Annotated in this window: 15 protein-coding genes; 13 read left to right on the forward strand and 2 right to left on the reverse strand. The window is 32.3% G+C overall.

Annotated elements, in window-relative coordinates:
• From BVC87_RS02450 to BVC87_RS02480, 7 genes are all read left to right on the forward strand, one after another.
• Nucleotides 1–1,410: a hypothetical protein gene (locus BVC87_RS02450; RefSeq protein ID WP_075340814.1), complete on the forward strand. Its 1,410-nt coding sequence runs from the start codon at nucleotides 1–3 to the stop codon at nucleotides 1,408–1,410.
• Between the two features lie 25 nt (nucleotides 1,411–1,435).
• Nucleotides 1,436–2,260: a glycoside hydrolase family 16 protein gene (locus BVC87_RS02455; protein WP_075340815.1), complete on the forward strand. Its 825-nt coding sequence runs from the start codon at nucleotides 1,436–1,438 to the stop codon at nucleotides 2,258–2,260.
• Between the two features lie 23 nt (nucleotides 2,261–2,283).
• The gene (locus tag BVC87_RS23320; protein WP_200799155.1) at nucleotides 2,284–4,359 is read left to right on the forward strand and encodes an immunoglobulin-like domain-containing protein; all 2,076 of its coding nucleotides are present in this window, start codon (nucleotides 2,284–2,286) and stop codon (nucleotides 4,357–4,359) included.
• A 128-nt stretch (nucleotides 4,360–4,487) separates the two neighbouring features.
• The gene (locus tag BVC87_RS02465; protein WP_234974621.1) at nucleotides 4,488–7,901 is read left to right on the forward strand and encodes a hypothetical protein; all 3,414 of its coding nucleotides are present in this window, start codon (nucleotides 4,488–4,490) and stop codon (nucleotides 7,899–7,901) included.
• 7 nt (nucleotides 7,902–7,908) lie between these two features.
• Nucleotides 7,909–9,189 carry a glycosyl hydrolase family 17 protein gene (locus BVC87_RS02470; protein WP_075340765.1) on the forward strand — a complete coding sequence of 427 codons (1,281 nt, stop codon included), beginning with the start codon at nucleotides 7,909–7,911 and terminating at the stop codon, nucleotides 9,187–9,189.
• 96 nt (nucleotides 9,190–9,285) lie between these two features.
• Nucleotides 9,286–11,616 (forward strand): MFS transporter, encoded by a 2,331-nt coding sequence (locus tag BVC87_RS02475; RefSeq protein WP_075340766.1) that lies wholly within the window; start codon nucleotides 9,286–9,288, stop codon nucleotides 11,614–11,616.
• A 15-nt stretch (nucleotides 11,617–11,631) separates the two neighbouring features.
• On the forward strand, nucleotides 11,632–12,531 hold the full coding sequence (locus BVC87_RS02480) for a glycoside hydrolase family 17 protein (protein ID WP_075340767.1): 900 nt from the start codon (nucleotides 11,632–11,634) through the stop codon (nucleotides 12,529–12,531).
• Between the two features lie 104 nt (nucleotides 12,532–12,635).
• On the opposite strand, the gene BVC87_RS02485 is transcribed toward BVC87_RS02480, so the two are convergent.
• Nucleotides 12,636–13,661: a UDP-glucose--hexose-1-phosphate uridylyltransferase gene (locus BVC87_RS02485; protein WP_075340768.1), complete on the reverse strand. Its 1,026-nt coding sequence runs from the start codon at nucleotides 13,659–13,661 to the stop codon at nucleotides 12,636–12,638.
• 60 nt (nucleotides 13,662–13,721) lie between these two features.
• On the reverse strand, nucleotides 13,722–14,867 hold the full coding sequence (gene galK / locus BVC87_RS02490) for a galactokinase (protein ID WP_234974622.1): 1,146 nt from the start codon (nucleotides 14,865–14,867) through the stop codon (nucleotides 13,722–13,724).
• A 143-nt stretch (nucleotides 14,868–15,010) separates the two neighbouring features.
• Here galK and BVC87_RS02495 point away from each other — a divergent pair, with 143 nt between their 5' ends.
• The 6 genes from BVC87_RS02495 to BVC87_RS02520 all read left to right on the forward strand — a co-directional run bounded on the left by BVC87_RS02495 (nucleotide 15,011) and on the right by BVC87_RS02520 (nucleotide 26,793).
• Nucleotides 15,011–15,706 carry an NUDIX hydrolase gene (locus BVC87_RS02495; RefSeq protein WP_075340770.1) on the forward strand — a complete coding sequence of 232 codons (696 nt, stop codon included), beginning with the start codon at nucleotides 15,011–15,013 and terminating at the stop codon, nucleotides 15,704–15,706.
• Between the two features lie 16 nt (nucleotides 15,707–15,722).
• The gene (locus BVC87_RS02500; protein WP_075340771.1) at nucleotides 15,723–16,739 is read left to right on the forward strand and encodes a GntR family transcriptional regulator; all 1,017 of its coding nucleotides are present in this window, start codon (nucleotides 15,723–15,725) and stop codon (nucleotides 16,737–16,739) included.
• A gap of 225 nt (nucleotides 16,740–16,964) precedes the next feature.
• A complete protein-coding gene (locus BVC87_RS02505; RefSeq protein ID WP_075340772.1) occupies nucleotides 16,965–19,985 on the forward strand; it encodes a SusC/RagA family TonB-linked outer membrane protein in 3,021 nt (1,006 codons plus the stop codon).
• A gap of 9 nt (nucleotides 19,986–19,994) precedes the next feature.
• The gene (locus BVC87_RS02510) at nucleotides 19,995–21,572 is read left to right on the forward strand and encodes a RagB/SusD family nutrient uptake outer membrane protein (protein WP_083629210.1); all 1,578 of its coding nucleotides are present in this window, start codon (nucleotides 19,995–19,997) and stop codon (nucleotides 21,570–21,572) included.
• A gap of 128 nt (nucleotides 21,573–21,700) precedes the next feature.
• Nucleotides 21,701–25,027: a VCBS repeat-containing protein gene (locus tag BVC87_RS02515; protein WP_234974623.1), complete on the forward strand. Its 3,327-nt coding sequence runs from the start codon at nucleotides 21,701–21,703 to the stop codon at nucleotides 25,025–25,027.
• The gene (locus BVC87_RS02520) at nucleotides 25,024–26,793 is read left to right on the forward strand and encodes a glycoside hydrolase family 36 protein (protein WP_075340773.1); all 1,770 of its coding nucleotides are present in this window, start codon (nucleotides 25,024–25,026) and stop codon (nucleotides 26,791–26,793) included. The genes BVC87_RS02515 and BVC87_RS02520 overlap by 4 nt, the downstream gene beginning before the upstream one ends.
• Nucleotides 26,794–26,796: the final 3 nt, after the last annotated feature.

Raw genomic sequence — 26,796 nt, forward strand, 5'->3', positions numbered from 1 at the left:
ATGAAGATTAAAAAACATACATATATAAAAATCACTGTCACTTTAGGGTTGATTCTAGTAACACTTACTGGGTGTGAAAGAGGCTTGTCCGAAGAGGCAGAATTGGCAACATTTCCTACCAATGGAGATATTTTTATTGATTCGTTTGTAGGAGGATTAGATTACTTTCCTTTTGGAGGGTCATTTGCAGAAGCTTTTTCTGTAGATCAAAATGAAAGTTTTATGGGAACTGCTTCAATGCGTTTCGACATTCCAGTTTTTGGAGTAGGATTCGGAGGAGCTACTTTTCCTAGCACAGGTCCCAGAGATTTATCCGGCTATGATGCCTTAACTTTTTGGGCAAAAGCATCAAGAGGAGCAGATATTAATGAAATAGGTTTCGGAGTCAATGGAGATACCAACAATCAGTATCAAGTAACATTGCAAAATATGCCTATAACTACCAATTGGAAAAAATATACGATACCTATTCCAGATGCATCTAAATTAAATCAAGAAATTGGAATGTTTTGGTATGCCGAAGGAGCTGAAAATGCTGCAGATGAAGGAGGATATACATTTTGGATTGATGAACTAAAATTTGAACGTTTAGGAACTATAGCTCAACCTAGGCCAGCTATTTTTAATGGAATAGATGAAATGTTACAAACCGTAAAAGGAAGTACAACAACAATTACAGGTACACAAACCTTCAATTTAGGTACAGGAGAAGATATCATGGTAATTGCGGCACCTTCATATTTTAACTTTATGTCATCAGATGAAAGTATAGCTATTGTTAATGAAAGGGGAGAAGTAACCATTTTAGATTCAGGTAAGGCTATCATAACAGCTTCAATAGATGGAGTTTTAGCTAAAGGTTCTTTAACAGTAGATTCTTCTTTAAACATAAGCTCTGCACCAACACCAACTAGAGCTGCTAATACAGTAATTTCAGTATATAGCAATGCCTATACTAATGTTAACGTAGATACTTTCAACGGAAATTTTGGAGGTTCTACAACACAAACAACATTCTTAAAATTAGGTAACGATGATTTAATTTTTAATACCAATGTAAATTTCGCAGGTATTCAATTTCAAAATCCAACTATAGACGCAAGTAGCATGAATTTCTTGCATCTGGATGTGTTTATTGTATCTGATACTTCATCTCCATCTTTAAGCTTCAATATTAGAGACAGGGGAGCTAATGGAGAACTGAATACTAATGTGAATACTGGAGGACCAACGGAAGATGACCAGCAGATAGATTTTACTATACCTTCTGCTCAATTGGTATCTGGACAATGGATTTCTGTAGATATTCCGTTAACAGGCGGATTGGCTACTCAGAAAAATAATTTAGCACAAATAGCTTTCTCTGGTAATGTAGATTTTATCCTAGATAACATTTATTTCTATGAATAAAATGATGAACGCAAAAACGAGCAATATGAATCGAATATATACATCAAAAATATGGAACTATTTTATACTACTAGTACTCCTATTTTACATAGGATGTAACACTAGTGAAGAACAAACTGTAGCTACTTTTTCTAATCTTGTTATGCAAGATGAGTTTGATGTAGATGGAACTTTAAATAGTTCATTATGGACATACGATATTGGAACAGGAATGAATGGATGGGGTAATAACGAATTACAATATTACACAGATAGACCAGAAAATGTAACGGTACAAAATGGGGTGTTAATCATAACCGCAAGACAAGAAGATTTTAATGGTGCTGCATATACTTCAGCAAGAATAAAAACAGAAGATTTATTTGAGCAAACCTATGGAAGGTTCGAAGCACGTATTAGAGTGCCTTTTGGTCAAGGAATGTGGCCAGCCTTTTGGTTATTAGGGAATAATTGTAACGAACCTGGTTTTACATGGCCGCAATGTGGTGAGATTGATATTATGGAGTTCAGAGGTCAAGAACCAACTATAATTCACGGAAGTGTTCATGGACCTGAGTATTCTGCGGGTAATGCAATTACTAAAAGCTATCAATTACCAAATGATCGATTTGATACAGGCTTTCATGTTTTTGGTATTGAATGGGCTCCTGATTATGTGAATTATTATGTGGATGACGTATTGTATAATCAAATCACCAGAGAAGATGTTACAGGTGAGTGGGTTTTAGATCATCCATTTTATATCATCATAAACCTAGCTGTCGGAGGAAGTTTTGTGGGATCTCCAAATAGCGATACAGTATTCCCACAAAATATGCTTGTAGATTACGTAAGAGTATACAAAAAATGATAAACTCAAAAGACAATAAAAAGATGAAACAAATAATAAAAAATATAAAGCTATTATCAATCTTCATTTTAACCTTAGCCTTTTGGGGGTGTGAAGAGGAAGATGCTATTTTACCTACAGTAAAAGCAGGATTTACATACACAGTAAATCAAGATTTAGGTTTAGTTACATTTATCAATATCTCAGAAAATGCTGATAATTATGAGTGGGATTTTGGAGATGGGGCTACTTCAAAGGAAATCAATCCTAAAAAAACATTTGAAACAGGTGAATTTACAGTAACCTTAAAATCTAAAAGTGTTTCTGGGGCCTCAGATTCTTTTGAAGATAGGGTATTTATTAATATTCCTATTCCAGTACGTTTACCTATTGATTTTGATACAGCTAACGTTAAATATGAAGAGGTTGTAGTGTTCAATGGAGCAGCTTTTGAGATTGTAGATAATCCAGATCCTTCAGGTTCAAACGCAACAGCTTCCAAAGTAGGGGCTATAACTAATAGTGGAGCAAACTTTGAGGGGTTCTTCTACAATTTAGATGCTCCAATTGATTTAGCCACAGATAAAACTATAAAAATGAATTTCTGGTCTAATGCAGCAGTGGATATACTGGTAAAATTAGAAGAAGGAACAGCAGAAGCAACGGAACTATTAGTAAGCCATGGAGGAACAGGATGGGAAGAAATGATTTTTACATTTACATCTGATGCATCGTATAATAGATTTACCATGTTTGTTGATGGATTTGGAACTACAGCGGGAACTTTTTATGTGGATAATATTCAGCAAACCATAACAACGGATGTTACACCACCAACAATTACACTTAATGGAGATGCAATGATTACCATAGTACAGGGAAATACATTTACAGATCCGGGAGCAACTGCGACAGATAATATAGATGGTGATATTTCTGGAAGTATAGTAGTTGGCGGAGATACAGTTGATGTAAATACTATAGGAACATATACAATAACGTATAATGTAAGTGATGCAGCTGGTAATGCAGCTTCAGAAATAACAAGAACAGTAGAGGTAATAGCACCGCCAACGTCACCGAGAATGTCAGCCCCAGTACCTCCAGCTAGAAATGCAACAGATGTAATTTCTATCTATGGAGGCACATATACAAACATAGCAGTTGCGAATTACGATCCTAACTGGGGACAATCAGGACATATGCAAGTAAATACTATGTTTGATCCAGGAGATGGTAATCTGGTATTGGCGTATCCAAATTTCAATTATCAAGGAACTGATTTTGGAGCAGCAGGTCCAGTAGATGCATCTGCAATGGAGTTTTTACATGTAGATATTTGGGTAGCGTCAACAATAACCGATAGAAAAGTAAAAATAAGTCCTATTAATGCTGGGGCTTCAGCAACTGGAGCAGCAGAAATATTAGTAGAAGTACCTGTAACACCAGGTGCTTGGAATAGTGTAGATTTACCAAAGTCAGCATTCACAGGTATGACTTGGAATTCTGTAGTGCAAATGAAATTTGATGGTCAATTCAATGCAGATGATACAGCCAATACAACAACGCCGTTTGATATCTTTTTAGATAATATTTATTTTCATAAAGCACCAGGAAGTACTGGAGGCGGTGGATCTACTACTTCAGCCTTATTAGATTTTGAAGATGATGTTCCTTTTACAGGGGTATTTGAAGCTGGAGACGGAGTTACGGGTAGTGTTGTAAATAATCCTGATACAAATGGTAATACTTCAGCAAAAGTATACCAATTAAACAAGGTGCTAAATTCAGCTTGGTACTCAGGGATCTTCCATATTTTCAGCGCAGACTTAGATTTATCTAAAGGAACAACATTTAAAATTAAAATATGGTGTCCTAAGGCTAATGTTAAAGTCCGTTTTCAATTAGAAAAAGAAGGAGGAGGAGGAACCCCTCCAACATATAATATTGTACAAACAGTAACTAATGCAAATACTTGGACAGAGTTAACATTTGATTTTTCATCTACTGCACTTAATGCTGCCGATGGTTACGATAAAATTGTAATCATACCAGATGATGAAGATGCACCAACCACCCAAGATGAGATTTACTATATCGATGATATAATACAAGAATAACACTTAAACCCCCAGTATGATTAGTAGTTGGTTAAAAAGGCTAAGTACACTTAGCCTTTTTAAAAAACAATCAGCAAACTAATATACATATCAACACAATAATGACAAATTCTACATTAACAACAAAAATGAGTAAGGAAGTATCCTTAAGTAAAGTTAAAATTGAAAATGAGGAGTTTTTCAAAATAACGAATAGTGATGAAATGCGTCCATTTTTCATGAGTATTGTAAGTGCTTCTAACCATTGGATGTTTATTTCCAGTAATGGAGGATTAACTGCTGGGCGTCAAAATGCTGAATATTCGCTTTTCCCTTACTATACAGATGATAAGATTACTGAAAGTGCAGAGATCACAGGAAGTAAATCAATCTTTCAAGTGCATAAAAATGGAGAGATTCATGTTTGGGAACCTCTTTCAGAACGTTTTGAAGGGAAATATGAAACCACACGAAATCTCTATAAAAATAAGTACGGAAATAAAGTATTGTTTGAAGAAATTAATCACGATTTAGAACTAACATTTCGTTACCAATGGAATTCAAGTGATGTATATGGATTTGTTCGTAAAGCTCAATTAAAAAATAATACAGAGAGTTATATAAAGGTAGCATTGGTAGATGGAATTCAGAATATTCTACCTTATGGAGTAGGAAGCGATTTACAAAACGCAAGCAGTAACTTAGTTGATGCTTATAAGCGAAGTGAATTGGATAGAGATTCAGGATTAGGAATTTTTGCATTAAGTGCTATAATTGTTGATAAAGCAGAACCAAGCGAAGCTTTAAAAGCGAATATTGCTTGGTCTTTAGGATTGAAAAATCCAAAATACTTATTGAGCTCCCTCCAATTAAAAAACTTTAGAAGGAAACAATCTGTACAACAAGAAGAAGACATCAAAGCTGAAAAAGGGGGGTATTTTGTAAATGCAACTATAGACTTGGCTCCAAAGTTTGAAGAAAATTGGATGCTTATAGCTAACGTGAATCAAAATCATACTGATGTAGTACAACTTTCAGAAAATATTACGAATAACTTAGATCTAATTGAAAAGGTAAACGAAGATATTGCAATTGGAACGGACAGATTAATTCGTTTAAATGCATCATCAGATGCTATTCAACTAACTGCAGATGAATTAAGAGACACGCGTCATTTTTCCAATACGCTTTTTAATATTATGCGCGGTGGAATTTTTGATGATAATTATACCATTGAACGATCAGATTTTAAAAACTACATTACTAAAGCAAATCGAAATGTAACTATAAGCCAAGAAAAAGTTATAGATAATCTTCCTGAAAAATTCTCACTATTAACGTTAAAGAAAATTTCTTCACAAGTTCTAAATAAAGACTTTAAACGGCTATGCTTAGAATATATGCCTTTAAAATTCAGTAGAAGACATGGAGATCCGAGTCGTCCATGGAACAAATTTTCTATCAATACACAGAACGAAGATGGTTCTAAAATTTTGGATTATGAAGGAAATTGGCGAGATATTTTTCAAAATTGGGAAGCATTGGCGCACTCATATCCTGAATTTATAGAAAGTATGATTCATAAGTTTTTGAATGCAACTACTTTCGATGGGTATAACCCATATAGAGTAACAAAAGGAGGTTTTGATTGGGAAACAATTGAGCCAGATGATCCTTGGAGTTATATTGGATATTGGGGAGATCATCAAATCATTTATTTACTGAAATTCTTAGAGTTTTTAGAAAACCATCAACCTAAAAAATTAGAGAGTTTATTCAATCAAAATATTTTTGTGTATGCCAATGTTCCTTACAAGATAAAATCCTATGAAGACATACTCAAAAATCCAAAAGATACTATTGAGTTTGATACCTATTCAGATAAGAAAATTAGAATAGATCGCAGTGAGTTAGCGGCTGATGGAGCATTACTCCGTAATGAAAATAGTACGATTATAAAAGTCAATTTTATTGAAAAAATCCTGGCAACAATATTAGCTAAACTATCAAATTTTATTCCTGAAGCAGGAATTTGGATGAATACTCAACGTCCTGAATGGAATGATGCTAATAATGCATTAGTAGGTAATGGTGTGTCTATGGTTACACTATATTATTTAAGACGATTCCTACATTTCTTCAAAGAGATCTTAAATGATGTTGAGGTCAAGTCTGTGGAAATCTCTGAAGAATTAGAAACTTTTTATCAAAGTACTTTAAATACATTCCAACAACATAAAAATCTATTATCTGGAATTTTTACAGATACACAACGAAAAGAAATGTTAGATGGTTTAGGAAAATCAGGAAGTGATTTCAGATTAAAAATCTATGACAGTGCTTTTTCTGGTAGAAAAAGTAAAATTTCTTTAGAATCATTACAAAGCTTTGTGCAAATCAGTTTAGAATATTTAGAACATTCTATTGAAGCCAATAAACGTTCAGATAATTTATACCATGCCTATAATCTAATGACTATTGAAAGTGATACAGAGATTTCTATTTCTTATCTAGATGAAATGTTAGAAGGACAAGTAGCCGTTTTAAGTTCTGGTTATTTAGAGGCCAAGGAAGCTTTATTAGTTTTAGACGGAATGAAAAATAGTAAACTGTTTAGAGAAGATCAATACAGTTATATGTTGTATCCGAATAAAAATTTAGCAGGCTTTTTACAACGAAATAATATACCTAAATCTTCAATACAAAAGTCAACTCTTTTACAACAGCTAAATACAGAAGGAAATACTCAAATTATAGAGAGAGACGTACGAGGGAATTTTCACTTTAACGGTAACTTTAAAAATGCAAATGATCTGAATGCAGCATTAAACAAGCTTTCACAAGAAATTTCAGATGAATGTAGAAAAGAAGTACTGAATATTTTTGAAAGCGTATTTAATCATAAAGCATTCACAGGCCGTTCAGGAACTTTTTATGGATATGAAGGGTTGGGGTCAATTTATTGGCATATGGTATCTAAACTTCAATTAGCAGTACAAGAGTGCAGTTTAAAAGCCATTAAAAAAGGAGAAGATAAAGAAGTAATAGGGAGATTGTTAGAACATTATTATGAAATTAATGAAGGTATAGGAGTACATAAACCACCAATAGTATATGGCGCATTTCCAACAGATCCGTATTCACATACTCCAGCAGGAAAAGGCGCACAACAGCCAGGAATGACAGGACAGGTAAAGGAAGATATTCTTAGTCGTTTTGGAGAATTAGGCATTTTTGTTGCCAATGGAACCTTGTTTTTTGATCCTTGTTTATTACGAAAAGATGAATTTCTAAAAGAGTCTAAAATTCTAGAATATATTGATATAAAAGAACAGAAAAAGAGTATTGAACTCCAAAAAGGGATGTTAGCATTTACCTATTGTCAAGTACCAATCATTTACCAAATTTCAGAAGAATATAAGCTGGAAATTATAGATAAAAATAACAAAAGACTAGAAGTGAGTGATCTAAGATTAACAACTGATTTAAGTATGAAAATATTTAATAGAACTGGAGAAATCTCTCAAATTAATGTTCACGTTAAACTAAATCATCTAAAATAAAAGTAAAATGAAATTAGGAGTACACATAATTTTTACAATACTACTAATAGTCTCGTGTGCTCAAAAACAGGAAAACGTTAAGAAACATTCCATAAAAAAGCAACAAGTGACAGCTAAAGATATATTAGGAAATCCAGAGTATTTAGCGATTTCATATGGAGGTTATAGAAAACATACAAGAGACATACAACCCACAATAGAAGAATTGAAAGAAGATATGAAAATTCTTCATGCCATGGGAATTAAACTTTTACGTACATATAATGTTCAATTACCTCATGCTACTAATGTAGTTAAAGCAATTAGTGAGTTAAAAAAAGAGAATGCAGAATTTGAAATGTATGTAATGTTAGGCGCTTGGATTGATTGTAAAAATGCTTGGACCGCTCAACCTGTAAATCATAATGAAGAAAGTGAAAAAAATAAAGAAGAAATAGCCCGAGCTGTAGCTTTAGCAAAGCTATACCCTGATATTATAAAAATGATAGCTGTAGGAAATGAAGCGATGGTGAAATGGGCAACAAGTTACTATGTAGAACCTTGGATAATTTTAAAATGGGTAAATCACCTTCAAAAATTAAAAAAAGAAGGTAAACTTGATAAAGACTTATGGATTACAAGTTCCGATAATTTTGCTTCATGGGGAGGCGGTAGTAATGAATACCATGTAGATGAGTTGAACAAACTGATTGCGGCTGTAGATTTTATTTCTATGCATACCTATCCAATGCACGATACGCATTACAACCCTCGTTTTTGGGGAGTTGCACAAAAAGAAGACAGTTTATCTAACCTTGAAAAGATAGATGAAGCGATGTTACGTTCTCGTCGTTATGCAGAATCACAGTATCATGGAGTGGAACGGTATATGAAAAGTATTGGTATAGAAAAACCCATTCATATTGGCGAAACAGGCTGGGCTAGTTCTTCTAATGGATTCTATGGAAATCCAGGTTCTAAAGCTACAGATGAATACAAAGAAGCCATATTCTATAAACACATGAGAGATTGGACTGCTAAAGAAGGTATGTCTTGTTTCTATTTTGAAGCTTTTGACGAAATGTGGAAAGATGCACAAAACCCTGGTGGTTCAGAAAATCATTTTGGATTATTTACTGTTAAAGGTAAAGCTAAATACGCATTATGGGAAATGGTTGATAACGGAGTTTTTAATGGGCTAACTCGTGGAGGAAATCCTATTAGAAAAACATACCAAGGCAATAAAGAAGCATTATTAATAGAAGTTTCAATGCCACCTACCAAGAAAGAATTGGTAATTGTACCCTAAATAAAATAGTATGTATTTGATAATTATGATGTAAAAATAACTCAATACATATGCTAAAAATTCAAATTATAATTCCATTCATTAAATAGATTAATTATGTCACAATCAGTAAAAGTTCCATTAGGTCAAAAAATCGCTTTTGGTATTGGTATGTTTGCCAATCAAATGTTTCCTGCTATACTTGGTATTTTTATGGTCGTCTTAGTTGAAGATTTAAAGTTTACAGGATTGATGTGGGGAATGATCTATTTATTTCCACGTTTGTTTGATGCAATTACAGATCCATTAATGGGATTTATTTCTGATAATACTAAATCGAAATGGGGTAGGCGCAGGCAATATGTTTTAATAGGTGGAATTATAATGGGAATTGCCTATGTGTTTATGTGGCAATTGTTTAAAGAAAATTCCGTACAGTATAATTTTTGGTATTTCTTTCTCTGGTCTGTGGTGTTTTATTTAGGACTCACTTTTTTTAGTGTACCCTATGTTGCCATGGGATATGAAATGAGTGATGATTTTCATGAACGCACAAATATTATGGCAATTGCACAATGGATTGGACAATGGGCATGGGTCATAGCTCCTTTATTTTGGATTATTATGTATGATCCTGAATGGTTTCCATCTGCTGATGTCGCTGCAAGAGAGCTAGCCGTTTGGGTAGCAGTTCCTTGTGCTATTTGTGCTATTGTTCCTGCATTATTTATTAAGAGCGAATCTACTCTAAATAAAGACTACGAGCCTCTAAACCTTTCAAATATCGGAGGCAGTTTACAAAAAATCCGTACTAGCTTTAGAGAAGCCTTTAAAATAAAAGAATTTAGAAAACTATGCTCAGCAACATTTTTCATTTATAATGCATTCATGGCAGTATCATCACTGACCTTTTTTGTAATTGTATATAAATTATTTAATGGAGATGCTGGAGCTTCTGGAATTTGGGTTTCCTTGTTTGGATGTTTAGGTGCTTTAGGAACCACTTTTATTGTGATACCGATTGTAGCTTGGTTGTCAAAGAAATTAGGTAAGAAAAAAGCATTTATGCTTAGCCAAACTATTTCTATTGCAGGATACATCATGTTGTATTTTCTGTTTATACCAGGAAAACCGTGGATGTATATTATAGCGTTGCCATTCTTTTCTTTTGGAATAGGTAGTTTATTCACCATTATGATGTCTATGACAGCAGATGTTATTGACATCGATGAACTAAACACAGGGAAACGTAGAGAAGGAATTTTTGGAGCTATTTATTGGTGGATGGTTAAAGTTGGGTATGCTATAGCTGGTGCTTTGAGTGGGGTTATCATTTGGGTTGTAGGATTTAATTCAGATTTACCAACCACGTCACAACAAGCTTCGGTAGATGGTTTACATGCATTTTTTTGTTTTTTCCCAATTTTAGGAACAATAGCAGCAATGTACGTGATGCGTAACTATAGTGTTTCAGAAGAAAGAGCAAATGAAATTCGTGAAGCATTAGATCGTCGTAAAAAGCCAATAAGTTCATCTTACTATCAAGCAGATAAATTAGCATCGTTATGGTCTTCTGATTTGAAAATTGATACCGCAACAACTATTGATTTTAGCACTAAATCTCAACAAGAAATAAGCAAACTCTTTGCAAGTACATTGGGCAATAAACTACATGGAATATGTTTTAGTCCGTATTTAGAAGGACAAAATATTGGGGATCAATTATCAGAAGCTCAAATACAACAGCGTATGGATATTGTAGCTCCTTATACAGAATGGATTCGATCTTTTTCTTGTACAGATGGTAATGAATTGATACCAAAAGTGGCTAAAAATAGACGTTTAAAAACTATGGTGGGTGCTTGGATTAGTGCTGATAAAAATCAAAATGAAATAGAAATAACAAATCTAATCAACTTAGCTAAAGAAGGATTGGTAGATGTAGCTGTTGTTGGAAATGAAGTATTACTTCGTGAAGATTTAACTGAAGAAGAGTTGTTAAGTTATATTAAAAGAGTAAAACAGGCCATACCAGATATTCCTGTAGGATATGTTGATGCATACTATCAATTTGTAGAACGCCCAAACCTAATCGAAGTAAATGATTTGATTTTAGCAAATTGTTATCCTTTTTGGGAGGGAAGTAGTGTAGAAAAATCTTCAGATTATTTAAAGAAAATGTATGCAGTAACGCAACAAATAGCAAATGGAAAACCAGTAATTATTTCAGAGACAGGTTGGCCTAATAAAGGGAAGAATACTGAAAACGCTGAACCTTCAAAAACCAATGCAATGAAATATTTTATCAATACCATGCATTGGTCTCAACAAAAAAACATCCCCATATTTTATTTCTCTTCATTCGATGAGTCTTGGAAAGTACATCATGAAGGAGATGTAGGAGCACGTTGGGGAATTTGGGATAAAAACGAACAACTTAAATACTAAAAGCAACATTAAATAATGTCGTACAGAGCAGGCAAACTAAAATCATTGATGTATAGTTCAGGATTTTCCCTGAACCAAAAATCAATTGAGGAGCTAAAAAAAACTTTTCAAGAGATACTCGAAAGGGGTATGCATGGATTATGTGCTAGTTTTTATGAAGAAGGACAACAACCAGGAGATGATTTAACAGAAGAACAAATCAGAAGACGTCTTGCTATTATGAAACCACACATCAAATGGATTCGTTCTTTTTCTTGTACGGAAGGAAATGAATTAATTCCCATTATAGCAAAAGAAATGGGAATCAAAACATTAGTTGGTGCTTGGTTAGGGGACGATCCTGAAATCAATGAAAAAGAAATAGAAGGGTTGATAGTGTTGGCAAACAAAGGTTATGTAGATATAGCAGCTGTAGGTAATGAAGTAATGTATCGTAAAGATTTAACCGAAGCAGAACTGTTGGATTTTATGCATTATGTAAAAAAGAAGTTACCGATTCATGTTCCTATGGGATATGTAGATGCTTATTATGAGTTTTCTGCTAGGCCCAAAATTACAGAAGCTTGTGATGTTATTTTAACCAATTGTTATCCTTATTGGGAAGGTTGTCATATTAATTACTCTTTGATATATATGAAGCAAATGTATGATCAGGCTAGAGATGCTGCGCAAGGAAAACCCGTAATTATTACTGAAACGGGTTGGCCAAGTCAAGGAGAAGAAGGCTTGGAGGCTGCCATGCCATCTTATGAAAATGCGCTGCATTATTTTATAAATGCACAATTATGGGCTTTAGAAGAGAACATACCAATGTTTTATTTCTCTTCTTTTGATGAGTCATGGAAAGTAGGAGATGAAGGAGATGTAGGGGCTTACTGGGGGATTTGGGATAAAAATGAAAAATTAAAATTTTAAAAACGGAACATATTTTAGAATAATCATATTGATTATTCAGTAGTAACACAAGCCATTTAGGGGGAACATATGGCTTGTGTTTTTTACAGGGATTTTTATTAATATTATTGAAGTTTAGTGTTAATTTCTTTAAGCATTTCAGCTGCTTTTTCAGCAGTAATATCACGTTGCGGTGTAGCAAACATTTCATATCCAACCATAAACTTTTTAACAGTTGCAGATCGTAATAAAGGAGGGAAAAAACTCATGTGCCAATGCCAACCCAAATTTGTTTCATTATTCACAGGCGCTTGATGTATACCTGATGAATAAGGAAAAGAAACATTAAAAACCTTATCGTAAATACTAGTAGCTCTTTTTATAATGGTAGCAAAATCAGTAATCTCTTTAGTTGTCATATGAAGAATATTTGAGCTTGCTTTTCTAGGTATTATCATGGTCTCAAATGGCCATACAGCCCAAAAAGGAACCACTAGAATAAAACTATCATTAGCATAAACAACACGTTCATCTAATTCTAATTCTTGCTGTATATACGCTTCTAATAATGTTTGTTGATGTTGTTTATAATAGTTTTTAAAGTTTTCAGTTTTTCTTTGAATAACTAATGGAATAGAATTTTGAGCCCAAATTTGTCCGTGAGGATGAGGGTTACTACATCCCATAATTTCACCTCTATTTTCAAATATCTGAATATTATTAACATAAGAAAGTTCAGCTAATGTTTTAAATTCATGCTGCCACGTATGAACTACTTCTTCAATATCTTTTACCTCCATTTTCGAAAGTGTCAATGAATGATCAGGAGAAAAACAAACAACTTTGCAAATTCCTTGTTCACTTTTAGCTTCTAATAAACCATTAGAATATTTCAGATCTTTTACATCTTCCTTTAATGCCGCATAATCATTTTTAAAAACAAAAGTAGAAGTATAGTTAGGGTTGACTTCGTTATTAGCACGAGTATTTCCAGGGCATAAATAACAGTTTTCATCATATGATATTGTTATCGGTTCTATCTCATCCTCAACTTTACCTTGCCATGGGCGTTTTGTTCTGTGTGGAGATACTAAAACTTCTTCTCCTGTTAATATATTTTTTCTAATATGTGAAGTTGTGAAAATTTCCATTCTTAAGTTACTTTGATTTGTTTTGAGACTTTATTTCTATAATATATAATCTATTATAAATCATATTTTTATATAGCTTCCTTGACAAGGGTTAACTTCTATAACAGTTGCATTAATTCCAAATTGCTTTTGATAAGCAGCAGAAACAATCTCAGTATATTCATTAATAAAATCTTGATGTATTAAGTGTATTGTACAACCTCCAAAACCACCACCCATCATTCTAGCACCTAAGATAAGCTCGTAAGACTTAGAAAAGTCAACGAGAAAATCTAGTTCAGGACAACTTACATCATATGAATTTCTAAGTCCTTCATGAGAAGCATACATCAATTCGCCCACTAAATTTAAATTGCTTTCTTTTAGATTTTTAACAGTTTGCTTAACCCTGTTGTTCTCTGAGATAACATATTTACATCTTCTGTAGATTGTTTCATCTAAATCAGGTTTTAGACTGTTCAACATATCTAAATTAACATCTCTTAGCGATGTAACTTCTGGGTAGTTTTGTTGAATTATTTTTACTCCTAATTCACATTCTTCTCGTCTCTTATTGTATTCACTACTAGCTAAATTATGAGAAATATTCGTATTGATTAAAAGTAATTTATAAGGAGAAAAATTAAAAGGAATAAGTTCATAAGCTAATGTTTTACAATCCAGTAGTAACAGATGATCTTTTTCACTCATTACTACCGCAAACTGATCCATAACTCCACATTTTGTGCCTACAAAATTATGTTCTGCATCTCGAGAAAATGTAATTAAATCTTCAGAAGAAAATTGTAAGTTGAATAAAGAATTAACTCCTATTGCAGTTCCACATTCTAGAGCAGCAGAAGAACTAATACCAGCTCCGATAGGTAATTCACTGTGAATGACACAATCAAATCCAGTAATTGGAGCATTTCTTTTTTGAAATTCATGAATTACCCCTAATATGTAATTTTCCCATTCTGTAGTACTAGGCTCAATCTTACTTAGCTGAAATTGTAAAAAAGCATCAAAATTTTTACTGTAAATATTACACGTTTCAGCAGTATTATTCTTTTTAAATGAGAGAGAGATTTTTTTATCAATAGCAGTTGGTAATACAAAGCCATCATTATAATCAGTATGCTCTCCAATTAGGTTTATTCTACCTGGTGAAAATACTGTTAACTCAGTCTCAAAGTCTTCAAAATAGTCTTTATTAAGTGTTTCCAAATTAAGTTTTTGAGTTCGCAATATAGGTAAAAAATTATTAACGTAAAAAATACGTTTATTTTTTTGGAAGCATGACAAGAAGATTTCATCCGAATAAATTTGACTACATTTGAGTAGAAAATTATATAGATCTAGGGTAAAATATGTGGGAGAAAGACTATTATGAGGTACATGATAAAATGTATATTGGAACTGACTGTATTATATTTGGTTTTGATAATGGGGTATTAAAATTATTGATCTTTAAAAGAAGGATTGAGCCTAATGTAGGAGAGTACTCTTTAATTGGTAGTTTTGTGAAATTAGAAGAAAGTATTTCTAATGCCGCAAGTAGAGTTCTTCATGAAATTACAGGATTACAAAATGTATTTATGGAAGAGCTTAAAACTTATAATGCTGTAGAAAGAGATCCAGGTTTTAGATGCGTATCAGTTGGTCAATATGCTTTAATACGAATCGATGATTATGATAAAGATTTAGTTGAAAAGCATGGTGCTATGTGGTATACTTTCGATGAACTTCCAGATTTAGTACTTGATCACAATCAAATGGTTGAAGACGCTATGGCTAGGTTAAGACGAAAGGCCAAATACCAACCTATAGGTCTAGAATTACTTCCAGAAAAATTTACTTTACCGCAATTGCAAAGCTTATATGAAGCAATTTATCAAAGAAAAATGGACTCGCGTAACTTTAGAAAAAAAGTATTATCATTCGGAGTACTAATTAAGCTGGAGGAAAAAGATAAAACGAGTTCCAGAAAAGGGGCGTTTTATTATAAGTTTGATTATGAAAAATATAAAGAACTTTTAGCACAAGGAATATACTTTGTAGTGTAATTTTAAATATGATATCATGGATAAATTGTTTCTCAAAATAGAAGAGCTTAAAGACGAAAGTTTATATTCTAAACATGAACAATTAGTGCATGGAATTTTAAATGCAATAAACGATGGCATTTTAAAAAAAGGAGATAGATTACCGTCAATTAACCATATGGTTGGTGAATTAGGTTACGCTAGAAAAACAATTGTTAGAGCCTATGAGGAGTTAAAAAGAAGAGGATTAGTAGAATCTAAAAACTTTAAAGGATATTATGTTTTAAACACAAACACAAAAGTAAAACTGAAGGTCGCTCTTTTGTTATATGCTTTTCATTCTTTTCAAGAAGATTTTTATAATGCATTCAGAAAAGAGTTAGGAGAAGCATATCATATTGATGTCTTCTTTCATCATAATAATCTTTCTATATTTAAAAATATCGTAAACTCTATTAAAGGGAAGTATGGAATGTATGCTATAGCACCAATACCAGATTTGGAGGTGCAAAAAATTTTACTGCGATTTCCGTCAGAAAAACTAGTGATTATTGACAGATTTATAGAATTGCCTAATGAGTTTTCATTCATTGCTCAAGAATTTGAGAGATCAACCTTTTCATTATTAGAAGAGTTACTACCAGCTATAAAAAAGTATAATGAAATGGTTTTATTATATACAGATAATGCAGATTACCCAAAAGGAATACAAAATGCATTTGAAAAGTTTATACGCTTATATGAAGTTAATGGAAAGATAGAAAAAGAATATACACAAAATTCGGTACAAGTTAATACACTGTATTTTACAATAAGAGATGCTGATTTATGGTATCTGCTCAGAGATTGTAAATTGAAAGAATATGTTATAGGAGAAGAAGTAGGAATAATTGCGCATAATGATAATACAGTAAAAGAAATTATATCGGGAGGTATTACTACAATTTCTACAGATTTTAAAGAAATGGGATTACTGGTAGCCCAACATATCAAAAACCAATCTACAATTCACAAAATAATTTCTTTAGAGGTAAAAAAAAGGAATTCATTATAATTCAAAAACCAATAGTTTAGGTTTGGTTTTTTGTAATTAAAAACTATTTTTTTTGTCAAATTATCAAATATGTAAAAAAATAGCTTATATTTGTGTGTAGCATAGTGTAGCACAGTTTGAATTTTTTACCAACTAAGACCTTAAACAGTCTTAGATTTTTTATGAAAACTTCAATAAGTGTAGTATTTACATTTATGATTCAATAATAACTTTAATATCAAGCTTATGAATAAAAAAACAATGAAACTTATGTTGTGCATAACCATAATTCTTATTGGTTTTGTAGTAAATGCTCAATCGGTTTCAGGAAAAGTATCTGATAAGGATTTTCCACTTCCTGGTGTAAATATTCTTGTTAAGGGTACTACTAATGGAACAAATTCTGATTTGGATGGTAACTTTAAACTAAATAATGTACAAATAGGAGATATTATCTTATTTAGTTTTGTTGGATTTCAAACTCAAGAAATTGAGTTTAGTGGCCAAAGTGAATTGAATATAGTGATGTTAGAAGATGTTGGTACCTTAGATGAAGTAATTATACAAGGTTATGGTAGTTCTAGTAAAAGAGAATCTACAAGTGCTATTAGTTCTATCAAAGGAAAAGATATAGTCAATACAGTTGCCAGTAACCCAACTACAGCCTTACAAGGTAAGTTAACAGGTATCCAAGTTGAAAGTTTTGGGGGGCAACCTGGAGGATCTGCAAATGTGTTTATTAGAGGAATTAATTCATTAAGTAATGCAGATCCTCTTTATGTCGTAGATGGATTGTTTGTAGATAATATGGACTACATAAATCCTAACGATATTGATGATTTATCTGTACTTAAAGATGCTGCAGCCGCAGCTATTTATGGTTCTAGAGCAGCAAATGGAGTAGTGCTTATAACTACTAAGCATGGTAGTAAAAATAGAGCTCTGTCTGTAACTTTTAATTCTAGGACAGGTGTAGATACACCAAGTAAAAAACTAGATTTTATTGATGGACAGCAGTTTACTGATTATCTGAATCAACGTTTTCAGAATGATGGTTCAGCTACTAGAGTTACTTGGAATGGAGTTAGTACTGATTGGCAAGAAGAATCATTACAATCTGCATTGCTACAAGAATATGGAATATCTATTTCTGGAGGAAGTGATGCATCTTCATATTTTGGGTCTTTGAATTATTTTCAACAAGATGGAATTTTAGTTGGATCAGGCTTTAGAAGATTAAACGCCAGATTTAACTCTAGCCATACTTTAGGAAAGTTTAAAATTACTCAATCTTTAGGTGTAACTGAAGGTAAATTACAAGAGAATAATTGGTATGGCTTTGATGGAACAACAGCGCCAACTATTGCCAGAACTAATCCAAATTTCGAAGGAGGTTTTGATGGTCCTACGTCTGATATTCATGGTCCAGGTGGTGTAAATCAATTTGGTTTGGCTTCTTTAGAAGAAAATTTAGAAACTACCAGAACACTATTTACAAGTCTAAAAATAGATTATGAAGTGTTAGAAGGATTAACATTAGGTACTAATTTCGGTTTAGATTATACAAACAGACGAAACTTTCAATTTACACCAACATATTTAATGACTACAGTGGATCCAGCAACTAGAATAGATCCAGTCAGAAATTTTAATGAGTTCAATGATTTAACTGATTTTAGACAAGAGGATATCAACTTATTATTTGAACCCACAATAACTTACGATACTGAGTTTGATGAAAAACATAAACTAAATGTTGTTTTAGGACACACTAGATTTATAGAAAATCAAAATAGTAACGGATTGTATGGAGAAGGTACACCGGCAAACAGTATCAAAGTTGCTAGTGCACTCACTAATGTAGTTCAAACTTTGGGAGAAAATAATACAGCAGCATTACTATCTTATTTTGGAAGAGTAAATTACAATTATGATAATAAATATTTATTCTCAGCTACAGTAAGAAGAGATGAATCATCCAGATTTGCTGAAGCGAATAGGGTAGGTTATTTCCCTGCTTTTTCTGGTGCTTGGAATATTAGTAGCGAAGATTTTTGGAAGTTAGAAGCTATCAATTTCTTAAAATTAAGAGCTTCGTATGGTGAATTAGGCTCTTATCCAGATCAATTTTATCCAACTCAAGCGGTGTTTTTAGCAAATCAATCCAACACTAGTTTTGGAGGAGCTTTGGCAACAGGTTTAGCGCAAACAACGTTGGCAGATGATAATTTAGTTTGGGAAACTACAAAGACATTTGATATTGGTATTGATATGGCTTTTTTAGATAACAAAATTAAATTCACAGCAGATTATTACACTAAAAATGTTGAAGATGCTTTAGTACCAATTAATGTCCCATCTACTGCTGGTGTAAGTTTACCAGTTACTAGAAATGCAGGAACATTAGTAAATAACGGATTAGAATTTGATTTGAGTTATAACAAATCTGAAGGAGAATTTACCTATACCATTGCCACTAATTTTTCTTTCAATCTAAAAAATGAAGCAAAAGATGTGCCTGCTACCATATTAGGACCAGGAGTTGATGAAGATTTGAGAGTAGTGAATAGAACGCAAGCTAATAGCCCTGTTGGAGCATTTTATGGTTGGGTAATTGAAGATAAAGTAGATCCTGCTACAGGGAATTTTGTACGTGTAGATACTAATGGAGATGGAACTGTAGATGATAATGATAGAACAATTATTGGTGATCCAACTCCAGATTTTACTTATGGTTTAAATATGAATGGAGGGTATAAGCAATTCGATTTTGCTTTAAGTTTCAACGGGGTACAAGGAAACGAAATTTATAATTTAGGTAGATACTATAATATTTTGTGGCAAGATGGAGGAAAACTGAGTGAAGTTTTAAATTCATGGACACCTACTAATACAGATACTAATATTCCTTTAGCAACTGTAGCTGATCCGGAAGGAAATAGAGAGCCTTCGTCTTTCTTTGTTGAAGATGGCTCATATTTTAGACTTAAAAATATAGAGGTTGGATATTCTTTTAAAGAAGGAGAATTAGGTGTAAAATGGATTAACGATCTAAGGTTATCGTTCAACGTTCAAAACGTATTTGTAATTACCGATTATAGCGGCTACGATCCTGATGTAGCATCAACAAATGGTGGTCGTGCCAATTTAAATTCAGGGGTGCCAGGATTAAGAACAAATGTTAACTCTTTATTGGGTAGAGGTTTAGATGCAAGAGCATATCCAAATGCTCGAACATTTAGTTTAGGATTGCAAGTAAAATTTTAAAAACTAATTATGAAAAAAATAAAAAACTTCAGTTATAAATATGTAATAGGAACTGCAATATTTAGTTTAATTTTCATTGTAGTGTCGTGTTCAGATGATGTGTTAAATCAACAAAATAATAATGCTACATCAACCGCCAATTTTGGTACTTCAGTAGAACAAGTAGAAGCGGCAATAAATGGAGCATTTCATCCAGTAACAGGAACTTTTTTCTGGGGTAGAATTGTACATACTGGAGCACTATTACGTTCAGATGAATTCAATGTATTTCCTTTTGGAAGCAATACAGCAATGTCTACTTTTTTAGGAAATCCGGGAGATAGATGGGCAACAGAACCATGGCAAGAATTATATAAATCTATTGCCAGATGTAATAATATCATCATAAATACTTCTAAAGATCTAACATCTTACGATAGTTTGGTAGGTCAGGCTTATTTTTTAAGAGCTTTTGATTATTGGTATCTATTAAACTTATATGGTAATGTTCCTTTAATTACAGAATTACCAGATTTAGATAATTTACTGGTAGATCAAGCTGCTCCACAAGATGTTTGGAATCAAATTATAGCAGATTTAGAAAAGGCAGAAATGATGTTACCAGATAGCTGGACTGGCGAAAATTTAGGTAGAGCAACTTCAGGAGCAGCTACGGCATTAAAAGGTAAAAGTTACCTATATATGAAAGAATGGAAAAAAGCACATGAAACTTTAGATGATTTAGTAGGTAAATATAGCTTACTTCCAGCAGCACAATTCGGTGAGAATTTCTCAACTACGAATGAAAATAATGCGGAATCTGTTTTTGAACTGCAATTTTTAGGTCAAGCTAATTTCGTTTGGGGGTCAGATATACCACAAACAGGAACTATGGGGAATTATCATATCGATTATGCACCACCTACAAAATCTCCAGATAGAAGCCATGTGGTAAATCCATGGTTAAAAAATCTATTTGAATCAAATAATGATACCTTTAGAAGAAATGAAACATTAGCTTACGATTATCCTGGGGCTACAGGATATGGAGGAGAAGCTTTTTTAACAGACTTAAGTGAAGATATTACAGTAGCTAATGATGCAAGTGTAGAACCTATTTTCTCAAAAAAATATTCAGGAATGGATATAGGTTCTAGAGCAGAAGTAGATTTTTTAGGAACCAATGTTGGAAATAATTGGAGAGTTATAAGGTATTCGGATGTACTATTAATGCTAGCAGAAGCATTGAATGAAGATAATATGACGTCACAAGCTATAGGCTATATTAACATGGTAAGACAAAGAGCAGGTTCTGGTTTAACACCTGTAGCTTCTGGATTAACCAAGGAACAAACGCAACAAGCTATTATAGATGAAAGAGCAATGGAACTTGCTGGTGAAGGTCATCGTTTTTTCGATTTAGTACGTTGGGGCTTGGCAGACGATTATTTAGGAGCTACATCATTACATGTAACTAATGGTTCACAAACCTATCATCCGAAATCATTAAGCGGAGGAGTGTTTCAAACTTCAAAGCACGAATTAGTTTGGATACCAAATTCAGAACGAGACGCAAATCCAGGATTAGGTCAGAACCCTGGATATTAACCATTCCATTAATCATTGTTTTTACAAAAGTCAAGTTTATACATAAATTTGACTTTTGTATTGATTTTTAGTGATATAAAATAAATAATTTGCAAACTAAGACCCTTTTTTTCGCCATATGTATTGTTTTGTTTACAATCTCCTGTAAACAAGAGAAGTTAAGTAAACAATTTACATTTGTACCATCTTCAAAATCCAATATTACTTTTGAAAATACAATAACTGAAAATGATTCCTTAAATGTAGTTACTTTTCAATATGTGTATAATGGGGGAGGTGTTGGTATCGGTGATTTTAATAATGATGGTTTTTCAGATATTATTTTCACTGGAAACCAAGTTCCGTCTAAAATATATTTAAATCAAAAAGAGTTTGAATTTAAAGATATAACTGAAGAGTCAAGATTAATAATACCCTCTAAAGAATGGGTTACAGGTGTTGCCATAGTTGATATAAATGCTGACGGTTGGGATGACATTTACCTAAGTGTTGGTGGAGCAAATTGTAATAATGATTGTAATAATTTACTGTTTGTCAATCAAGGAACTAACAATAAAGGCATACCCGTTTTCGTAGAAAAAGCAGCAGCTTATAATTTAAACGAAGGAGAATATAGCCAACAAGCTGTCTTTTTTGATTTTGATACAGATGGAGATTTAGATGTTTTTATTGCTAGAAATGGGAACTTGAAATATGATAAAAATTCACCATTACCCAAACGTTATTTGCCAGAAAACTTAACAGATGTTTTATTAGTAAATGAACAAAAAGAAGGAGACAATCATCCTGTGTATAAAGATGTTTCTAAAGATTTAGGAATACTATATAAAGGTTTTGCTCTTGGTGTAACTATTCAGGATTTTAATAATGATAATTTACCAGATATTTATGTTTCTAATGACTTTATTACTGAAGATTTATTGTATTTAAATCAAGGAGTAGATATACAAACCAATACACATTTAGGTTTTAAAGAGTCTAATCAGTTCATTTTTAAACATCTTACCTATAATGCTATGGGTGTGGATGTAGCAGATGTAAATAATGATGCAAATCCAGATGTTTTGGTGGTAGATATGCTTCCAGAGGAATATCAAAGGCAAAAGAAAATGTTAGGAAGTATGAACTACGATAAACACCTATTGAGTAAACGTAATTACTATGCTTCACAGTTTATGCATAACACATTACAAATACACAATGGAATGCTCAAAGATTCATTATTGAAAGCTAGTGAAGTAGGTTTTATGTCAGGAATGTCTTCTACTGATTGGAGTTGGGCTCCCATTTTAGCTGATTTTGATAATGATGGAGATAAAGATGTATTTGTAACCAATGGATATGTAAAAGATATTACCGACTTAGATTTTATAAATTATTCATCGCAGAGTACCATTTTTGGAGATCAAAAATCCAAAGATCAAAAGCTCAAAAAAATGCTTAAAGAATTACCCGGTATTTATCTGCCAAATTATTTTTATAAGAACAATGGGAAAATACAATTTAAGGATGTTAGTAGTGAATGGATGGAGGAAAAAGCATCATTTTCAAATGGAGCAGCATTTGCTGATTTAGATAATGATGGAGATTTAGATATAGTAGTAAACAACAGTAATGAAAATGCTTTTGTACTACAAAATAATGCAGAGCAGTTTGAGGATACTAACTTTTTAAGAGTAAAGTTAAAGGGTACGTTTAAAAACAAAAAGGCAATTGGAGCTAAAATAACCCTATGGCAAAATGGAAAATCACAACATCAATATCAATCCGTAATTAGAGGGTATTTATCTTCTATGGAACCAATTGTCCATTTTGGGGTAGATTCAATCAAAGCAGATTCACTACAAGTAATTTGGCCCAATGGAAAAATTTCTAAACTAAAAGAAATTAATACCAACACAACTATTGAGCTTGACATACTTTTAGCTAAAGAGTATACTAAACACTTAACCCATAATCAAACGATTTTTAGAGATATCTCTAAAACAATAGCGTACGAACATAAAGAAAATAAAGGTCATGATTATACAAAGCAACATCTATTAGTCCGTCAATATTCAAAGTTTGGTCCATGTGTAGCAGCGGGAGACATTGATGGAAAAACTGGAGATGAAATCATTCTTGGAGGAAGTAAAGGTGAACCTTTAACAATTTGGTTTGAAAATTCAGTAGGTAATTTTGAATTAAAGCAAACACTTGGCAATGAAAGTGAAGATACAGACATTTCTTTAATTGATATCGATGGAGATAATGATTTAGACATGTATGTGGCAAGTGGAGGTTCAGAATTCCCCGATAATGCTAAGGAACTACAAGATAGAATTTATATAAACAATGGAGAAGGTGAGTTCAAATTAGCTGAAAATAAATTACCAAAAGAGCTGTATACAACTAGTTCTTGTGTAAGACCTAACGATTTTGATAAAGATGGTGATATAGATTTTTTTGTAGGAACTAGAATAGTTACAGGTCGTTATCCTACAGCTCCTAAAAGTTATTTGTTGGAAAATAAGAATGGAATTTTTACAGATATAATTCATAAGGAGATAGCAACTCTAGGAATGATCACAGATGCTGTATGGGAAGATATAAATTCCGATGGATGGGATGATTTAATATTAGTTGGTGAATGGATGCCAATTACCATATTAATCAATAATAAAGGAAAGCTAGAAAAAACTACATTTAACTTTATAGATAACCATAATAATTCAATTGAAACTAATGGATGGTGGAATACTATTGCGTCAGGTGATTTTGATAATGATGGAGATGTTGATTTTTTAATAGGTAATCAAGGAACTAATGGATTTATTAAACCCCAAAAAAATAAACCAGTATACGTATATGCTAATGATTTTGATGGTAATGGAAGTATAGATCCTATTATTGGACAATATCATATGAACTCACCTAATAATGAAGCGTTATTTCCAGTACAATCAAGGGATGATATAATGAAACAAGTGGTGAGTTTAAAAAAACGATACCCAACTTATGGAGCCTTTTCAAAAGCGAGTTATGAAGAAATTTTACAAATCGAAAACCTAGAAAAAGTAACGTTAAAAGCAACAACTTTTTCAAGTAGTTATATAGAAAATTTAGGAAACGGTAATTTTAAACTTACAGAATTACCCCAAACTTGCCAAATAGCCCCCATTAATGATATATCTATAAAAGATATAGATAATGATGGATATTTAGATGCTTTATTGGTAGGTAATGATATGACCAGTGAGACTAATTATGGTTATAACGACGGACTTATAGGAGTGTATCTAAAAGGAGGTAAAAATGGTTTTGAAGTAGTAAAAAATAATAATTCAGGATTTTATGTGCCTGGACAGTCAAATCATATCATTCAATTTAAAAATAAAAAGGGAGAACAGATAGTTTTAGCGACTCAAAACAATCAGAGAGCAAAACTTTTTTCAATTAATAAAAAGAAAAAATGAACATAGGAATATCAACTATTTTAGATAAAGACATACAAATAGGTGGATTAACAGATAATTTTAAAACACAAGTTAATACAATTTATAATCAGGATGGAATAACTATTTATGACATCAATATAACCGCAGTAGAACCTGCCATTCCAGAACCAATTTCTTTTTCATGGAAAATACCCGCTCATAATGTAAAAGGAATATGGAAACCTACTACAGATTTTGCAAAACGTATTCAAGCAGATTGGGAACTAAAACCTATGGAATCTCGAATTTCAATAGATTCACCTATTATTTGTTTGTTTGGAAATAATGATGAAAATATACATACGTTTTCTTGTTCAAATGCAATTAATAAATTAGAGTTAGACGCAGTAATACGAGAGGAAGATGATCATTTTTATTGTCATATTGAAATGTTTAAAGAGCGTCATTCTAAATTGAATCATTTTAATGCTCAGATTAGAATAGATTCAGGAGACAAACATTTTTCTGAAGCGATTAAAGGCGTATCAAAATGGTGGGAAACTTATGAGGCTCTACAACCAGCTTTTGTTCCAGAAATAGCACAGATGCCTTTATATTCTACATGGTATCAATTTCATCAAAGTTTAAAAGAACAAACACTAATAGAAGAATGTAAAATAGCTTATGATTTAGGCTATAAAGCTATAATCATAGATGATGGATGGCAAACCAATGATAGTAATAGAGGATATGATTATACTGGTGATTGGAAGCCTGAACGATTGTCAGAAACTAAAAAGTTTGTTGCTGATGTGCATGCTACTGGAATGAAAGTAGGTTTTTGGTACTCCGTTCCTTTTTGTGGTAAACATTCAGAAGCTTATCAACGTTTTAAAGGAAAGTTTCTTACGGAGGATCATCGCTGGGCACCAGTTTTCGATCCTAGATATCCAGAAGTCAGAGAATATTTAATCAACATCTATAAAACAGCATTAGTAGAATGGAATTTAGATGGATTTAAACTTGATTTTATAGATGATTTTAAACTGTATCCAGATACTATAAAAGAGAAAAATGATGAAATGGATTTTCATTCTATAAATGAAGCAGTAGATAGGCTATTAACGGATGTCATGTATACCTTAAGAAATATAAATCCTAATGTTTTTATTGAATTCAGACAAAAATATACAGGGCCTGCAATGCGTAAATATGGAAACATGTTTAGAGCTTTTGATTGTCCAGGAGATGGAACAATGAATAGAGTGAGAATAGCAGATATAAAAATGCTAGCAGGTAATACAGCAGTTCATAGTGATATGATTACTTGGCATACTGATGAAAAGGTAGAGATTGCAGCTTTACAATTAGTCAATACACTTTTTGGAGTACCACAAATTTCAGTAGTATTAAAAAATATTCCTGAAGATCATTTAAAAATGATTAAATTCTACACCAAATATTGGAATCTAAACAGAGATATAATCACCAATGGATATTTTATTCCTTTTAAACCGTTAGCAAATTACCCCATAAAACAAGTTTCTAAGGAAAACAAAAGTATTGTAGGAGTATATGACGACTACTTTATAGAAATCAACAAAAAGTCTAATAGTCTAGATATAATTAATGGAAAATTATCAACTACTATTATACTGAAGAATGTAATAGATCTTGGAGAATATCATATGAATATTTTTAACTGTAAAGGTGAAAAAATTGAAGAAGATTCTATAAACTTAAATTCTGGTATTCATGAATTTGAAGTGCCAGCTTGTGGATTAATTCAACTTAAAATAAAATAAATT

Origin of the sequence: Tenacibaculum agarivorans (assembly GCF_001936575.1) — a bacterium.
GTDB classification, from domain to species: Bacteria; Bacteroidota; Bacteroidia; order Flavobacteriales; family Flavobacteriaceae; genus Polaribacter; species Polaribacter agarivorans.

Bases quoted from the DNA above. Each gene is read 5' to 3' on its own strand.
- BVC87_RS02450 (WP_075340814.1), top strand. From the start codon at position 1: ATGAAGATTAAAAAACATACATATATAAAAATCACTGTCACTTTAGGG.
- BVC87_RS02455 (WP_075340815.1), top strand. From the start codon at position 1,436: ATGAATCGAATATATACATCAAAAATATGGAACTATTTTATACTACTA.
- BVC87_RS23320 (WP_200799155.1), top strand. From the start codon at position 2,284: ATGAAACAAATAATAAAAAATATAAAGCTATTATCAATCTTCATTTTA.
- BVC87_RS02465 (WP_234974621.1), top strand. From the start codon at position 4,488: ATGAGTAAGGAAGTATCCTTAAGTAAAGTTAAAATTGAAAATGAGGAG.
- BVC87_RS02470 (WP_075340765.1), top strand. From the start codon at position 7,909: ATGAAATTAGGAGTACACATAATTTTTACAATACTACTAATAGTCTCG.
- BVC87_RS02475 (WP_075340766.1), top strand. From the start codon at position 9,286: ATGTCACAATCAGTAAAAGTTCCATTAGGTCAAAAAATCGCTTTTGGT.
- BVC87_RS02480 (WP_075340767.1), top strand. From the start codon at position 11,632: ATGTCGTACAGAGCAGGCAAACTAAAATCATTGATGTATAGTTCAGGA.
- BVC87_RS02485 (WP_075340768.1), bottom strand. From the start codon at position 13,661: ATGGAAATTTTCACAACTTCACATATTAGAAAAAATATATTAACAGGA.
- BVC87_RS02495 (WP_075340770.1), top strand. From the start codon at position 15,011: ATGTGGGAGAAAGACTATTATGAGGTACATGATAAAATGTATATTGGA.
- BVC87_RS02500 (WP_075340771.1), top strand. From the start codon at position 15,723: ATGGATAAATTGTTTCTCAAAATAGAAGAGCTTAAAGACGAAAGTTTA.
- BVC87_RS02505 (WP_075340772.1), top strand. From the start codon at position 16,965: ATGAATAAAAAAACAATGAAACTTATGTTGTGCATAACCATAATTCTT.
- BVC87_RS02510 (WP_083629210.1), top strand. From the start codon at position 19,995: ATGAAAAAAATAAAAAACTTCAGTTATAAATATGTAATAGGAACTGCA.
- BVC87_RS02520 (WP_075340773.1), top strand. From the start codon at position 25,024: ATGAACATAGGAATATCAACTATTTTAGATAAAGACATACAAATAGGT.